Source organism: Rugamonas brunnea, from assembly GCF_014042345.1.
Taxonomy (GTDB): domain Bacteria; phylum Pseudomonadota; class Gammaproteobacteria; order Burkholderiales; family Burkholderiaceae_D; genus Rugamonas; species Rugamonas brunnea.
Genome location: NZ_JACEZT010000005.1, coordinates 185,376 through 200,089, shown reverse-complemented (window position 1 = coordinate 200,089; position 14,714 = coordinate 185,376). Strand labels below are relative to the sequence as shown.

At 66.5% G+C, this 14,714-nt stretch carries 12 protein-coding genes; 3 read left to right on the top strand and 9 right to left on the bottom strand.

Translation table 11 applies throughout. The features are described from left to right. The first annotated feature begins 63 nt into the window (after window positions 1-63). The 3 genes from mutM to mutY are packed head-to-tail and all read left to right on the top strand — an operon-like array spanning window position 64 to window position 4,033. A complete protein-coding gene (mutM, locus tag H3H37_RS09980) occupies window positions 64-897 on the top strand; it encodes a bifunctional DNA-formamidopyrimidine glycosylase/DNA-(apurinic or apyrimidinic site) lyase (RefSeq protein ID WP_182161929.1) in 834 nt (277 codons plus the stop codon). A 38-nt stretch (window positions 898-935) separates the two neighbouring features. Then, window positions 936-2,864 carry a dynamin family protein gene (locus H3H37_RS09975; RefSeq protein ID WP_182161927.1) on the top strand — a complete coding sequence of 643 codons (1,929 nt, stop codon included), beginning with the start codon at window positions 936-938 and terminating at the stop codon, window positions 2,862-2,864. Window positions 2,865-2,872: 8 nt separating this feature from the next. Then, window positions 2,873-4,033: an A/G-specific adenine glycosylase gene (mutY, locus tag H3H37_RS09970; RefSeq protein ID WP_182161925.1), complete on the top strand. Its 1,161-nt coding sequence runs from the start codon at window positions 2,873-2,875 to the stop codon at window positions 4,031-4,033. Here mutY and H3H37_RS09965 read toward each other — a convergent pair. From H3H37_RS09965 to H3H37_RS09925, 9 genes are all read right to left on the bottom strand, one after another. Continuing rightward, window positions 4,030-4,326: a hypothetical protein gene (locus H3H37_RS09965; protein WP_182161923.1), complete on the bottom strand. Its 297-nt coding sequence runs from the start codon at window positions 4,324-4,326 to the stop codon at window positions 4,030-4,032. The two genes, mutY and H3H37_RS09965, sit on opposite strands and share 4 nt — an antisense overlap. A 92-nt stretch (window positions 4,327-4,418) precedes the next feature. Continuing rightward, on the bottom strand, window positions 4,419-5,555 hold the full coding sequence (locus H3H37_RS09960; protein ID WP_182161921.1) for a deoxyguanosinetriphosphate triphosphohydrolase: 1,137 nt from the start codon (window positions 5,553-5,555) through the stop codon (window positions 4,419-4,421). Next, the gene (gene aroKB / locus H3H37_RS09955; protein ID WP_182161919.1) at window positions 5,555-7,201 is read right to left on the bottom strand and encodes a bifunctional shikimate kinase/3-dehydroquinate synthase AroKB; all 1,647 of its coding nucleotides are present in this window, start codon (window positions 7,199-7,201) and stop codon (window positions 5,555-5,557) included. Before aroKB ends, H3H37_RS09960 begins: the two co-directional genes overlap by 1 nt. A gap of 12 nt (window positions 7,202-7,213) precedes the next feature. Continuing rightward, window positions 7,214-9,457 (bottom strand): beta strand repeat-containing protein, encoded by a 2,244-nt coding sequence (locus tag H3H37_RS09950; protein WP_182161917.1) that lies wholly within the window; start codon window positions 9,455-9,457, stop codon window positions 7,214-7,216. A gap of 57 nt (window positions 9,458-9,514) precedes the next feature. Further along, window positions 9,515-11,719, bottom strand: coding sequence for a type IV pilus secretin PilQ (locus H3H37_RS09945; protein ID WP_229218757.1), 2,205 nt, complete (start codon window positions 11,717-11,719; stop codon window positions 9,515-9,517). Further along, window positions 11,716-12,270 carry a pilus assembly protein PilP gene (locus H3H37_RS09940; protein WP_229218756.1) on the bottom strand — a complete coding sequence of 185 codons (555 nt, stop codon included), beginning with the start codon at window positions 12,268-12,270 and terminating at the stop codon, window positions 11,716-11,718. Before H3H37_RS09940 ends, H3H37_RS09945 begins: the two co-directional genes overlap by 4 nt. Then, window positions 12,267-12,926: a type IV pilus inner membrane component PilO gene (locus tag H3H37_RS09935; RefSeq protein WP_182161915.1), complete on the bottom strand. Its 660-nt coding sequence runs from the start codon at window positions 12,924-12,926 to the stop codon at window positions 12,267-12,269. The genes H3H37_RS09940 and H3H37_RS09935 overlap by 4 nt, the downstream gene beginning before the upstream one ends. Before the next feature lie 16 nt (window positions 12,927-12,942). Beyond that, window positions 12,943-13,605, bottom strand: a complete 663-nt coding sequence (locus tag H3H37_RS09930; RefSeq protein ID WP_182161913.1) for a PilN domain-containing protein — start codon at window positions 13,603-13,605, stop codon at window positions 12,943-12,945. After that, window positions 13,605-14,681 (bottom strand): pilus assembly protein PilM, encoded by a 1,077-nt coding sequence (locus H3H37_RS09925; RefSeq protein WP_182161906.1) that lies wholly within the window; start codon window positions 14,679-14,681, stop codon window positions 13,605-13,607. Before H3H37_RS09925 ends, H3H37_RS09930 begins: the two co-directional genes overlap by 1 nt. Window positions 14,682-14,714 lie beyond the last annotated feature (33 nt).

Here is a 14,714-nt window from a genome sequence, read left to right as displayed (position 1 = left end):
ATTCCACCCAGACAGAATCGACTTCCCTGCGACTTCCCTCTTACCAGCGAGACACCATCCCCGATGCCAGAATTGCCAGAAGTTGAAGTCACCCGCCGCGGCGTCGCCCCCCACCTGGAGGGTCGCACCGTGCGGGCCGTGGTGCAGCGCCGCGACGGCTTGCGCTGGCCGTTCCCGCCCCACTTGCCGGACGCGCTGCCCGGCCACACCGTGCGCGCCACCGGCCGGCGCGGCAAATACCTGCTGCTGCATTTCGACCATGGCACGCTGATCATCCACCTGGGCATGTCGGGCCACTTGCGGGTGCTGCCGGAAGGCATAGCGCCGGGCAAACACGACCATTTCGACCTTGTCGTCGACGGGCCGGACGGGCGCCAGGTGCTGCGCCTGACGGACCCGCGCCGCTTCGGCGCCGTGCTGTGGCATGGACTCGACGAGGGCGACCTGGCCCAGCACGTGCTGCTGCGCGGCCTGGGCGTGGAACCACTCGAGGAGGGCTTTTCCGGCCAGCTGCTGTACGCCCACACACGCGGCCGCGGCGCGGCCGTCAAGCAGGTGCTGCTGGCGGGCGACATCGTGGTCGGGGTGGGCAATATCTACGCGTCGGAGAGCCTGTTCCGGGCCGGCATCAACCCGAAGACGCCGGCCCGCCGCATCAGCCTGGCCCGCTATGAACGGCTGGCCGGGGCCGTGCGCACCGTGCTGGCCGAGGCCATCGTCCAGGGCGGCAGCACGCTGCGCGACTTTATTAGCGTGAACGGCCAGTCCGGTTATTTCCAGCAGTCGTATTTCGTCTATGATCGTGCTGGCGTGCCATGCCGGGTGTGCGGCACGCCGGTACGCCAGATCAAGCAGGGGCAACGTTCCACCTTCTATTGCGTCGTATGCCAGAAATAAGCAAAACAACAACGGACCAGCCGGGCAAAGGGAGCATCATGGTGCGGGATTTTCTACAATACAGCGCGTGGCGCGAAGGCGTGGTGACGGCGCTCAAGCAATACCAGGCCTGGGTCAACAGTGCCGAACTGGTCGACCAGGCCGCCGAGCAGCGCATCGCGCGCACGCTGGCGCGGCTGGCTGACGACAAGCTGTCGGTGGCCTTCGTGGCGGAATTCTCGCGCGGCAAATCGGAGCTGATCAACGCCATCTTCTTCGCCGACTACGGCCAGCGCATCCTGCCCTCGGCCGCCGGCCGCACCACCATGTGCCCCACGGAGCTGATGTACGACCCGGCCTGGCCGCCGTCGATCCGCCTGCTGCCGATCGAAACCCGGGCCGAGAACCTGTCCACCAGCGACTACCGCGACCAGCCCGGCGCCTGGACCGTGATCCCGCTGAACCTGGAGGCCGGCCAGGACATGTACGAGGCCTTCAAGCAGGTCAGCCTGACACGCCACGTGCCGGTGGCCGAAGCCAAGCGCTACGGCCTGTACGACGATGAAGACCCGGACATGGCCGTCACGCTGGACCAGGACGGCATGGTCGAGATTTCGCTGTGGCGCCACGCCATCATCAACTTCCCCCACCCGCTGCTCAAGCAGGGGCTGGTGATCCTCGACACGCCGGGCCTGAACGCCATCGGCACCGAGCCGGAACTGACGCTGAACCTGATCCCCAACGCGCACGCGGTGCTGTTCATCCTGGCCGCCGACACCGGCGTGACCAAGAGCGACATCGAAGTGTGGCGCCAGCACATCGGCGCCGGCGCGGGCCGGCTGGTGGTGCTCAACAAGATCGACAGCATGTGGGACGAGCTGCGCAGCGACGCCGAGGTGAACGCCGAGATCGAGCGCCAGCAAACCCACGCGGCCCACATGCTGGGGCTGGAGGCGCGCCAGGTGTTCCCCGTCTCGGCCCAGAAGGCGCTGGTGGCCAAGATCAACGGCGACCAGGCGCTGCTGGGTAAGAGCCGTTTGCCGGCGCTGGAACAGGCCCTGTTCAACGAGCTGATTCCGGTCAAGAAGGACATCGTGCGCAGGCAGCTGGGCGCGGAGCTGCAATCGCTGAGCGCGGCCCAGCTGTCGATGATCACCACCCGCATCCGCGACATCGTCGAACAACTGCACGAACTGAAAAGCCTGCGCGGCAAGAACCAGAGCGTGATCTCGCACATGATGCGCCGCATCGACGTGGAGAAGAAGGAGTTCGACGCCAGCCTGTTCAAGCTGCAGGCCACGCGCGCCGTGTTCACGCGCCTGTCCACGGAACTGTACACCTGCATGGGCATGGACCTGGTGCGCGACGACATCGAACAGGTGCGCGAGCAGATGCAGCGCAGCCGCTTCTTCACCGGCGTGCGCGAGGCCGTGCGCCAGTACTTCGAGCGCATCCGCGCCAGCCTGGACGCGGCCGACGCCAAGACCGTGGAAATCGCCGACATGATGGGCGTGATGTACCGCCGCTTCTCCAACGAGCACGGGCTCACGCTGGCCATGCCGATGCCGTTCTCGCTGCAACGCTACCGCGAGGAAGTGGCCGCCATCGAAGCGATCTACGCGCGCCAGTTCGGCACGGCCACCCTGATCACCACCAGCCGCGTGGTGCTGATGGAGAAATTCTTCGACACCATCGCCTCGCGCGTGCGCACCTGCTTCAAGGCCGCCAACGCCGACGCGGACGCGTGGCTCAAGGTGATCATGGCGCCGCTGGAGGCGCAGATCCGGCAGCACAAGGACCAGCTCAAACACAGGCTGGCGTCGATCCAGCGCATCCACGATGCGACCGACAGCCTGGAACAGAAAATCGACGCGTTCGAAGCGGGCCAGCGCGAGCTGGAGGAACGCAAGGCGCGTCTCAACGAATTGGCGGGCAATATCAGCATCGCGATCAACGCGGAGTTCGTCGCGCTCGACGCGGCCGCCTAAGGAACAGCATGACACGTATGAAGCACCCGCACGCGCCGGCCGGCGCGGCGGACCTGGAAGCCCTTTTCGACCCCACTTTTTCCGACGCCATCATCACCTGGCAGCGCCAGCACGGCCGCCATGCGCTGCCGTGGCAGAACACGCGCGACGCCTATCTGATCTGGCTGTCCGAGATCATGCTGCAGCAAACACAGGTGAGCGCCGTGCTTGGGTATTACGCGCGCTTCCTGGAGCGCTTCCCTACCCTGCGCGACCTGGCCGCCGCGCCCGTGGAGGAGGTGATGGCGCAGTGGGCCGGCCTCGGCTACTACACGCGCGCCCGCAACCTGCACAAGTGCGCGCAGCGCGTGGTGGAGGAACACGGCGGCGCATTCCCGTCCGACCCGCGCCTGCTGGCCGAACTGCCCGGCATCGGCCGTTCGACGGCGGCCGCCATCGCTGCGTTTTCCAGCGGCGCACGGGCCGCCATCATGGACGGCAACGTCAAGCGCGTGTTCGCGCGCGCCTTCGGCATCGACGCCTATCCGGGCGAGAAGAAAGTGGAGGAAGCCATGTGGCGGCGCGCCGAAGCGCTGCTGCCAGAACAGGGCATCGAAGCGTACACGCAAGGCTTGATGGACATGGGCGCCACGCTGTGCACGCGCAGCAGCCCGTCGTGCGAACGCTGTCCGCTGCAAGCGCGCTGCGTGGCCCACGCCACGGGCCGCACGGCCGAACTGCCGGTGCGCAAACCGAAGAAGGCCAGCCCGGAAAAACACGCGACCTTGCTGGCCATCGTCGACCAGGGCCAGGTGCTGTTGCAGCAGCGGCCCGCCAGCGGCATCTGGGGTGGCCTGCTGTCGCTGCCGGAACTCGATGGCCACACGCCTGCCGAGGACGACAACGTGGCGCCGCCCGCCGACGCGGAACTGATGCGGGCCGTGGCGCCGTTCGGTGACATGGAGTCGCATGAACGGCTGTCGACCATCACCCACGTGTTCACGCACTACAAGTTGCACATCGCGCCCTACCGCGTGACGCTGGCGCGGCGCCACGCGCTGGCGGCCGGCAACGGCCACCAGTGGCATGACGGGGCCACGCTGGCCGAAGCGGCGCTGCCGGCGCCGGTCAAGAAACTGCTGGTGGAGTTAATGGGGAGTGCGACTGCGGCGCAGCAGCGCATGTTCTAGCGCACGTAGTGGACGACGGTGACGATGGCGACGAAGAAGGCGAGGTGGGTGGCCACCATCCACCTCAGCATGCTGTTGCCGAGTTCCTTGATTTCGACACGCACATCGCCGAACCGTCGCTCGACAGCGCGGAAATTGTCCGCCATATCGGCACGCAATTCGCTGATTTCGTTACGGGTTGCGGCAAACTCATCCCGCTTGACGTAGTTGGACTGGATCACGGCCACCTCGGTTTCAACCGTGCTGATCCGCTCCCCCATCGCATAAACACGCTCGCTGGTTTGCTCATCCATGGCCATTCCCCCGTCCGAGACTTTCATCTTTATCCACGACGAGACAAAGATCAAGCGACGCACGGGTGGCCCTTGCGCGACGTCAGGCGGGCTTACAGTTCCTCAAGCGAGAACAGGCGGCGGTGTTCGCGGATCGCGTAGCGGTCGGTCATGCCGGCGATGTAGTCGGCGATCTTGCGGGCCCGCTTGTTGGCATCGCCCGACTGGTCCTGGTAATCGGGCGGCAGCAATACGGGTTCGGCCATGAAGGCATCGAACAGTTCGCGCACGATGCGGCTGGCTTTCACGCGCATGCGGTTGACCTGGTAGTGCTGGTACAGATTGGCGCGCAGGAAGCGCTTGAGTTCGGTGGCATCCTGGCGCATGCCATCGGAAAAACGGATCAGCGGTGGGCTGGCGCGCACGGCCGCGATGTCGGCCGGCGCCGCGTCGGCCAGCAACTGGCCCGACGTGACGATCAGATCGTCGGCCAGCGCCGTAATCAGGCGGCGCAGCGTCTCGTAGATGGCGCGCCGGCCGGACAGGCCCGGATAGGTGGCTTGCACATCGCGCCACAGGCGGGCGAAGAAATCGACCTGCTCCAGCTGGGATATGGTGATCAGGCCCGAACGCAAGCCATCGTCGATGTCGTGGCTGTTGTAGGCGATCTCGTCGGCCAGGTTGGTCAGCTGCGCCTCCAGCGAGGGCTGGGTGCGCTGGATGAAGCGTTCGGCCACCGGTCCCAGCAAGCGGGCGTTGGCCAGCGAGCAGTGTTTGAGGATGCCCTCGCGCGTCTCGAACATCAGGTTCAGGCCGTCGAAGGCGCCGTAATGTTCTTCGAGCTCATCGACCACGCGCAGGCTTTGCAGGTTGTGCTCGAAGCCGCCGTGGTCCTTCATGCATTCGTTGAGCACGTCCTGGCCCACGTGGCCGAACGGCGTGTGGCCCAGGTCGTGGGCCAGCGAGATCGCTTCCACCAGGTCTTCGTTCAGGCGCAGGTTGCGCGCCAGCGAGCGGCCGATCTGGGCCACCTCCAGGCTGTGGGTGAGGCGGGTGCGAAACAGGTCGCCCTCATGGTTGAGGAAGACCTGGGTCTTGTATTCGAGCCGGCGGAAGGCCGAGCTGTGGATGATGCGGTCGCGGTCGCGCTGGAACTGGCTGCGCGAGGCGTGCGCCGTTTCCGGATAGCGCCGCCCCACCCCGCCCTCGCTGTGGGCGGCGTACGGGGCCAGGTGCGCTTCCGGATGCATCACTGCACGCAGGCCGCCAGCGTGGCCAGCAACAGTTCCTGCGGCGCGTTGGTGATGCTGGGCGCGCCCAGCGGTTTGAGCAGGATGAACTTGATGGCGCCGCCCTCGTTCTTCTTGTCGACCTCCATCAGTTCCAGCCAGCGCGCCGTGCCCAGGTCGGGCGCCTTGACGGGCAGGCCGGCCGCCGCCACCAGCGCGCGCACGCGTTCCACCGTGGCCGCGTCCACCAGGCCCATGCGGTGCGACAGGTCGGCCGCCATCACCATGCCGCAGCCGACGGCCTCGCCGTGCAGCCACTGGCCGTAGCCCATGCCCGCCTCGATCGCGTGGCCAAAGGTGTGGCCGAAATTGAGGATGGCGCGCAGGCCGCCCTCGCGCTCGTCCTGGCGCACCACGTCGGCCTTGATCTCGCACGAGCGGGCGATGGCGTAGGCCAGCGCGGCCTTGTCGCGCGCCACCAGCTTAGCGATGTTGGCTTCGATCCAGTCGAAGAACGGGGCGTCGATAATGGCGCCGTACTTGATCACCTCGGCCAGGCCGGCCGACAGTTCACGATCGGGCAGGGTTTCCAGCGTGGCCGTGTCGGCGATCACGGCGCGCGGCTGGTAGAACGCGCCTATCATGTTCTTGCCCAGCGGGTGGTTGATGCCGGTCTTGCCGCCCACGGACGAATCGACCTGCGACAGCAAGGTGGTGGGCACCTGGATGAAGTCGATGCCGCGCATGTAGCTGGCCGCCGCGTAGCCGGTCAGGTCGCCGATCACGCCGCCGCCCAGCGCCACCAGGGTGGTCTTGCGGTCGGCCTTGTTGGCCAGCAGCGTGTCGAAGATGTGCATCAGGCTGGCCCAGTTCTTGTGCTCCTCGCCGTCCGGCAGCACGATGGACGTGACGTCCTTGCCGGCGGCGCGCAACTGCTCCTCGATCCGCGCCAGGTACAGCGGCGCGATGGTGGTGTTGGTGACGATGGCCACTTTGCGGCCGCCCACGTGGCGCGCCAGCAGCGCGCCGTCGTGCAGCAATTGGGGTCCGATCGCAATGGGATAGCTGCGCTCGCCCAGGTCTACGTTTAACAGGATGGTAGTTTGTTCGCTCATCGATGGCTCGGCTTGTGTGACGCAATCCGGCGCGGCCTGGCATGCCAGGCCGTCCAGCTCGGTCAAAATGGTCTGAACCATCGATTGTACGTTAGGTCGGCCCGTATCGATCACCATGTGCGCCACTTCCTGGTACAGCGGATCGCGCAAGGCCATCAATTCTTCCAGCTTCTTGCGCGGATCGGCCGTTTGCAGCAGGGGCCGGTTCTTGTCGTGGGCGGTGCGCGCCAGGATGCTGTTGACGCTGGCGCGCAGGTAGATCACGGTGCCGCGCGCCTTGAGGAACGCGCGGCTGTCGGGGTTGAGGATCGCGCCGCCGCCGGTGGCCAGCACGATGCCCTGCTGGGCCGTGAGCTCACGGATCACGTCCGCCTCGCGGCGGCGGAAACTCTGCTCGCCTTCGATCTCGAAGATCCAGGGGATGGAGGCGCCTGTGCGTGCTTCGATCTCGTGGTCGGAATCGATGAACTTCAAGCCCAGCTTGCGGGCGAGGATGCGGCCTATCGTCGTCTTGCCCGCACCCATCAGCCCCACTAAGAACACATTTTGCATTGACTTCCGAACTTAATTATTGATCGTACAGCCATTGGCCACGATGACGCCATTATAGGAGTCGCCGGTGCGCACGGTGCCGTACGGGCTGAAGCGGCCCGGTGGCGAAGCCGTCACGGAAGCGTAGTCCGCCGCCAGGCCCGGCAGGCGGGTGTAGCCGACATAACGGGCCTCGGTGCCCGACACCTGGCCGCGGATGGTCAGGTCCACGTCCAGCCAGTTGGCGCGGTCGCGCGGGTAGATCAGCGAGACGATGGCCTGGCCGTTGGCGTCCGTGGTGCCGCTGGAGGTCACGGTGATCGGGATGCCGGGGTCGAGGCGGCCGTTGCCGTTGATGTCTTCACCCGTTTCCAGGATGCCGTTGCTGTTGGTGTCCTCGTTCAGGCAGGCGGTCGGGATCTTGTCGGCGTCGGTGCTGATGCCCCATGGACCCTGGATGCCCAGGAAGTACAGCTGGCCCTTGTAGTAGTAGCGCGGACGCACGGAGCCGGTGATGTTCACGCCCGGCACGGCGTTGCCGGCGGCGTCGGTGACGAACACGGCGTAGTCGAGCTGGTAGGTGGCCGAATTCGGCGTGCCGACCGTGGCGCCGGTGCCGGCGCTGATGAACAGCGATTTCTTGGCCACCGTCAGCGTGACCAGGGCGCTGGCCGTGGAGGCGCCTTGCAGCTGGGCCTTGACGGTCACGCCGTCGAGCTTGGTGTCGGCCGTGCCGGCGATATAGCTGACGGAGGCGGAACCATCGCTGGCCGTGGTGACCACAGCCGGCTGGGTCAGGCTACCGCCGCTGGGGTCGGTCACGATGGAGAACGCCACCTGGGCGTTCTTGACCAGGTTGTTCTCGGCGGTGCCGTCGCGCACGATGGCGCGCAGCGTGGTCTGCTGCACGGTGCTGCCCGGCAGGTTGGCGCCCACCACGGCAGGATCAGCCTGCACGCTGATGGTGGCGCTCGGCGTCAGCGGCGCCAGGAATTCCAGCGTGCCCTGCACCGTCACGCCGCTGGAGGTGGCCGTCAGCGTGGCCACGCCGGGGCTCAGCGCCGACACATAACCGGTGGCGTTGCCGTTGACCAGGGTCAGCGGCACGTTCAGCGCGCTGGTGCAGCCGCTGTCGCTGTAGACGGTGCCGCGCGAGGCGCTCAGGGCCACCGAGCCGGCCTGCGGCACGCCGGCCACGTCGTAGTGGATGGCCACGGGCTGGCAGGTGTTGATATTGGCGCTGGTGACCACGTTGCCCGAGCCGTCCACGGCCGCCACGTTGAAGTTGGACGAACTGATGTTGATGCTGGAGGTGGCCGTCTCGCCCATGGCCTTGACGACGATGGTGTCGGCGCCAGGGGTCATGGCCGAATAGCTCAGCACCAGCTGGCCGGCCGTGTTGGTGACGGCGGCCCCGCCGCCCTTGACGGTCAGCGCGTTGGCGCCCGAGGTGAAGGTGACGGCGCGGCCGACCAGCGCGTTGCCGGCCGAATCGACCAGCTTGACGGTGACGTCGGTGCTGGCGCCCACTCTCACGGTACTGCTGTTGTTGATGACCAGCTTGTTGCCGACCACGCTGACCACGGCCGTGACATCCTTCGCGCCCGGCGTGCGGGCCGTGACGGTGATGGTGCGCGAGGTCGGGTCGCCGCCCGTGCTCAGTTTTTCCGACACCTTGCCGCTGGCGTCCGTGATGCGGTTGGTCAGCGTCAGGCTGCCCGAGTCGGCCGACAGGTCGACCTTGACGCCGGCCATGACGGAATTGTTGGCATCCTTGACCAGGGCCGTCAGGTTCACTTCGTTACCGGAAGCGCCCGCCGATTGCAGCACGCCCGAATCGGCCGTCAGCACCAGGGTCGGGGTGGCGGCCACCACCGTGACCTTGACGGGGGCGGAGGTGGCGTTGCCGGCGCTGGCCGTGATGGTGATCACGCGCGGCGTGGGGTTGCCCTTGGTATTGAGCTTCTCCACCACGGCGCCGCTGGAATTGGTCTGGCGCACGGTGTTGGTGATGTTGCCGGAATCGGCAGTGAAATTGACCGTCTCGCCGGGCAGCACATTGCTGTTGGCATCCTTGACGATGGCCGTCAGCGTCACTTCCGTGCCGTCGATGCCGGACGAGTCGATGGTACTGGCGCTGGCGATCAGCAGCACGCTGGCGGCCTTGGACGGCGCCACGCCGTTGCTGTTGGTGCCAGGCGAACCGCCGCCGCCGCCGCAAGCGGCCAGCAGCGTAGAGCAGGCGAGCAGCGCCAGCCATCCGGTGAATTTTTTCATGACGCTCTTTTCCGTAGTGATCATCGTATTACCCTTGTTTACCGCACAATGTTGCCATTATCGCGTCGAGAGGCGCTCGGCGACAATCTTCGGCGTAATAAATACCAACAATTCTGTTTTGTCATTGGTCCGACCCGTGGTGCGGAACAGGTAGCCCAGCACCGGGACGTCGCCCAGCAACGGCACCTTGCTCACTTCCTTGCGCTCCACTTGCTGGTAAATACCGCCCAGCACCACCGTGCCGCCGTTCTCGACCATGACCTGGGTCTTGACGTGCTTGGTGTCGATGGCGAAGCCGGCCCGGGTTTCCTGGCCCACGCTGTCCTTGTTGACGTCCACGTCCACCACCACGTTGCCGTCGGGCGTGATCTGCGGCGTCACTTCCAGCCGCAGGTTAGCCTTGCGGAACACGATGGAGGTGGCGCCGCTGCTGGTGGCCACCTGGTACGGCAGCTCGATACCCTGCTCGATCAGGGCCACCGCCTTGTCGGCCGTGATCACGCGCGGGCTGGAAATGATCTTGCCGGTGCCGTCCGCTTCCAGCGCCGACAGTTCCAGGTTCAGGAAGCGGTTGGCGGCCGACGAGAACAGGCTGACCGCCAGGTTGCCGGCCGACACGCCGTTGATGTTGGCGGCCGGCAGGTTGATCATCTGGCTGTTGGTGTAGCCGTCGCCCTTGTCCGGGGTCTGGCCCGTCACCTGGCCCACGCCCGTCATGTTGCCGCCGATGGCGACGCGGGTGTTGCTGCTGCCGATCTGGTAGCCCGAGTCGCCGCCGCGCAGCGTGCGCAGGTCGGCGAAACCGAGCTTGGCGCCCAGGTTGCGGGTGAAGGTGTCGCTGGCCTCGACGATGCGGGCCTCGATCAGCACCTGCTTGGTGGCGATGTCGGTCTTGGCGATCAGCTTGCGGATGTCGTCGAGCTTGGACGCGATGTCGGTCACGAACAACTGGTTGGTGCGCGGCTCGATGATGGCGCTGCCGCGCTTGGACAGCATACGGTTCTTGTCGCTGCCGCCGCCGCCGTCCAGGCCGAACACGGTCTTGAAGGCCTCGGCCTTCTGGTAGTTGAGCTGGAAGATCTCGGACTTGAGCGGCTCCAGGTCGGCGATCTGGGCCTTCTGTTCCAGTTCCAGCTTTTCCTTGGTCAGCAATTCATCCTTGGGCGCGATCCACAGCACGCTGCCGTTCTTGCGCATGTCCAGGCCCTTGGCCTGCAGCACCACGTCGAGCGCCTGGTCCCACGGCACTTCCTTCAGGCGCAGGGTCAGGTTGCCCGTCACGCTGTCGCTGGTGATGATGTTCAGGCCCGAGATGTCGGCGATGGCTTGCAGCGCGGCCCGCACTTCCACGTTCTGGAAGTTGAACGACAGCTTCTCGCCGCGGTAGCCCTGGGTGCCCTGGGTCAGCTTGTTGGGGTCTTCCTTGATCGGCTTGACGTCGATCACCAGCTGGGTCTCGCTCTGGTACACGGTCTGTTCCCACAGACCGCGCGCCTCGATCGTCATGCGCGTATTCTCGCCCTGGGGCACGGTGGTGATCAAGTGCACCGGGGTGCCGTAGTCGCCCACGTCCAGCCGGCGGCGCAAGGTCTCGGGCAGGCCCGTCTTGAGGAAGTCGACCACCACCCCGGTCGCCACCTGGCGCACGTCGACGGCTACCTGGCTGTTGGGCAGGTCGACCACCACCCGGCCTTCGCCGTTGGCGCCGCGGCGGAAGTCGAGGTCGCGCAACATCTGGCGGCCGGTCGGTGCCGGCACCTTGGGCGCCACCGGCAAACCGGTCGCGTCGACCGCCGTGGCCACGCCGCCGGAACCGTCGATGGTGAGGATGATGGCGTTGCCGTCGATGGCGGTGGCGTAGTTCAGGCTGCGCTTGAGGTTGAACACCAGGCGCGAGCGCTCGCCGGCCTGCACCACGTTCACGCTGTGCAAATCACCGAGGTTCAGTTCCTGGGTGGTCTTGCCGGTGGCGTTGACGGTGGCGCCGAAGTCGAGCGCGATGCGGGGCGGATTGGTGATGGCGAAGCCGATCGGCAGCTTGTCGGGCGCGTTGCGCAGCGCGATCTTGACGATGATGTTGGCGCCCTGCTGATTGGCGGTGACCGACTCGATGGCGTTGGCGGCGGCGGCCGTGGCCGCGGCCGTGGCCACCGGCTGGGCCAGCGCGACGCCGGGCCAGACGGCGCAGCAGGCCAGCGCCAGCGCCAACATCGGGCCGGCACGGCACGCGCGGGCGGCCAGGGTGGGGAGGAATGGGCTCATTTGGTGGTCTCCTTGCTTTCCTGCAGCTCCAACTTCGACATGCGTTCGACCCAGTCGCCGGTCGCATCCTGGACGATTTCCTTGATATTGACGGCGCCTTCCGTCACGCTGGTGATCAGGCCGTAGTTCTGGCCCACGTGCTGGCCCGGCCTGACCTGGTACACCGAGCGGTCGATCTGCAGCAACGCATAGATCACCCCGCCCTTTTGCAGCGTGCCCACCATTTTCACGGTGTCGAGCGGGAAGCTTTCAAGCAACTCCTTGCGGCGCTCCATGTCGGGCCGCACGCCGCCGCCTCGGTTGGCGGCCTTGGCCAGCTCCACCAGCAGCTTGTTGGGATTGAACGGGTCGACCGCGTCATTGGAGGCGTAGACGAACGGGATGAAGGTCTTGGGCGGCGCCAGCGGCGGCACCACCACGCGCGACTGCGCGTCGACTTCTTTCATCCATTGCCGCACTTCCTGCTCGTCGCTGTTGCCGCAGCCGGCCAGCGCCAGCGTGGCGCCCAGCGCCGCCAGCATGGCCAGCTTGTGGGGGAGCTCAGTCATCATTTCTTCGCCGCCTTTTTCTTGTCGGCCATGGCCTTGCGCTGGGCCGCCACTTCTTCCGGATCGAGGTAGCGGAAGGTCTTGGCCACGGCGTCCAGCGTCAGGCCGCCATCCTTGCCGGCCGTGATGGCCATGTTGTTGAGCGTGACGATACGCGGCAGGTTGGCCATGTCACCCGTGAACGCGCCGATGTCGTGGTAGCTGCCCGTGACCTTGATGTCGATCGGCAGCTCGGCATAGTAATCCTTGACCACCACCTGGCCCGGCTTGAACAGCTCGAACTGCAGGCCGCGCCCGAGGCCGGCCTGGTTGATGTCCGACAGCAGGGCCGCCATTTCCGCCTTGCTCGGCAACTGCTTCTGCAGCCGCTCCACGTACTGGTCGACCTGCACCTTCTGGGCGCGCAGGGCGTCCAGGTTGACGGCCTGCCCGGCCTTGAAGCGGTATTCGTCGCGCAGCTTCAGTTCCGCCTGGGCGCCCGCGTCCTGCTCCTCGAACTGGCTGTCCCAGTAGGCGAAATACCCGAGGCCCACCACGCCGGCCAGCACGCCCAGCGCGCACAGCAGGCGCGGCGCCAGCGGCCACTGGCCCGGATGCCGGTCGTTCAGGCCGCGAAACTGCGCCGCCAGCGACTCTCCCATTAATTTCAAATCGGCCATGTCGGTTCCTGTGTTCTCAAGGCTTGGCCGGCGGCAGGCCGGTCGCCGGTACGCTGGCCACAGCGGCCGGTTTGAGGCCAGGCTTGGCGCCCGGCTTGGCACCCTCAGGCTGGTCCTTGTCGCGCGGACGTTTGATGTTGACGGTGAGATTGAATTCGACCACCTTCTTGGCCGTCTTGCCCTGGCCCAGGCCGGTCGAACGCACTTCGATCAGGTCGGGCCGCTCCAGCCACGGCGAGGCGCCGGCCAGGTTGCGCAGCAGTTCGGACACCCGCTCCTGCGACTGGGCGTAGCCGTTGACGGACACTTTCTGGCCCTCCTGCTTGAACGCCTTCAGGTAGACCCCGGCCGGGGTCTGCTTGACCAGTTCGTCCATCAGGTAGACCGGTTGGTTGCGGTCGCCCTGCAAGTCCTCCACCGCCTGCTGGCGGGCCTTGAGCGCCTCGATTTCCTGCTTGAGGGTGGCGATCTCCGCGATCTTCTTGTCGAGCGCGACGATGGCGGTCTTGATCACCTGGTTGCGTTCGTTCTGGATCGAGATGCGGCGCGCGTTGTAGGCGCCCACCAGCAGCACGATGGCGGCGCCGGCGATGGCGCCCAGGCCCAGCAGGGCGAAGAAGGCGGTCTTCTTCTGTTTGCGCTTTTCCTCGCGGTGAGGCAGCAGGTTAATCCGGATCATCAGCCAAACCTCCGCAAGGCCAGGCCGCAGGCGACCAGATAGGCAGGCGCGTCGGCGCGCAACTGCGATTCACGCACGGTCGGCGCCAGCGTCATGCCCTTGAACGGCGACACCACGGCGCTGGAAATCTTGGTGCGGCTGGCCACCAGGTCCAGCAGGCCGGGGATCAGGGCGCAGCCGCCGGCCAGGTACAGCTGGTCGACCTTGGTGTAGGGCGTGGACGTGAAGAAGAACTGGATCGCGCGCGTCACTTCCAGCGCGGCGCTTTCCAGGAACGGGGTCAGCAGCTCATCGTGGTAGTTGTCGGGCAGGTCGCCCGTCTTCTTGCGGGCCTCGGCCTCGTCCCACGCCATGCCGTAGGCGCGCACGATGTCCTGGGTCAGCGTGTTGCCGCCGAAGGCTTGCTCGCGCTCGTAGATGGTGGCGCCGTCGAGCAGCACGGAAATGTGGGTGGCCTGGGCGCCGATCTGGAACAGCGCCACCACCTGGCCGGCGCCGGCGTCGGGCTGCAGGGCCATCACGCGGTCCAGCGCGGCGCGCGCCGCATACGATTCGATGTCCATCACCAGCGCCTTCAGGCCGGAGGCCTCGGCGATGGCGACGCGGTCTTCCACTTTTTCGCGGCGCGAGGCGGCCAGCATGACTTCGATGTCGTCGGGCGAGCCGGCGGCCGGGCCGATCACGTCGAAGTCCAGGCTGACCTCGTCCAGCGCGAACGGGATGTACTGGCTGGCTTCCGATTCCACCTGCACTTCCAGCTGGTCTTCCGACAGGCCGGCAGGCAGGATGATTTTCTTGGTGATCACGGATGCGGGCGGCATGCCCAGCGCCACATGCTTGGCGCGCGAGCCGCTCTTTTTCCAGACGCGGCGCACGGCGTCCACCACCTGGTCCATGTTCTCGATGTTGCCGTCCACCACGGCGCCGCGCGGCAGCGGTTCGGCCGCGTAGCGCTCCAGCCGGATGCCATCCTTGCCGGCCGGCGCCAGTTCCACCAGTCGCACGCCGGAGGTGCTGATATCGATGCCGACCAGCGGCGGATTGCCCTGGCCCAGCAGGTTTTGCAGATCGATCATCGCCGCCCCCCGCGGTCATGGATGGCAGCACGG

Coding starts and splice junctions, on each gene's coding strand:
- mutM (WP_182161929.1), top strand. CDS start 64: ATGCCAGAATTGCCAGAAGTTGAAGTCACCCGCCGCGGCGTCGCCCCC.
- H3H37_RS09975 (WP_182161927.1), top strand. CDS start 936: ATGGTGCGGGATTTTCTACAATACAGCGCGTGGCGCGAAGGCGTGGTG.
- mutY (WP_182161925.1), top strand. CDS start 2,873: ATGACACGTATGAAGCACCCGCACGCGCCGGCCGGCGCGGCGGACCTG.
- H3H37_RS09965 (WP_182161923.1), bottom strand. CDS start 4,326: ATGGATGAGCAAACCAGCGAGCGTGTTTATGCGATGGGGGAGCGGATC.
- H3H37_RS09960 (WP_182161921.1), bottom strand. CDS start 5,555: ATGCATCCGGAAGCGCACCTGGCCCCGTACGCCGCCCACAGCGAGGGC.
- aroKB (WP_182161919.1), bottom strand. CDS start 7,201: ATGCAAAATGTGTTCTTAGTGGGGCTGATGGGTGCGGGCAAGACGACG.
- H3H37_RS09950 (WP_182161917.1), bottom strand. CDS start 9,457: ATGAAAAAATTCACCGGATGGCTGGCGCTGCTCGCCTGCTCTACGCTG.
- H3H37_RS09945 (WP_229218757.1), bottom strand. CDS start 11,719: ATGAGCCCATTCCTCCCCACCCTGGCCGCCCGCGCGTGCCGTGCCGGC.
- H3H37_RS09940 (WP_229218756.1), bottom strand. CDS start 12,270: ATGATGACTGAGCTCCCCCACAAGCTGGCCATGCTGGCGGCGCTGGGC.
- H3H37_RS09935 (WP_182161915.1), bottom strand. CDS start 12,926: ATGGCCGATTTGAAATTAATGGGAGAGTCGCTGGCGGCGCAGTTTCGC.
- H3H37_RS09930 (WP_182161913.1), bottom strand. CDS start 13,605: ATGATCCGGATTAACCTGCTGCCTCACCGCGAGGAAAAGCGCAAACAG.
- H3H37_RS09925 (WP_182161906.1), bottom strand. CDS start 14,681: ATGATCGATCTGCAAAACCTGCTGGGCCAGGGCAATCCGCCGCTGGTC.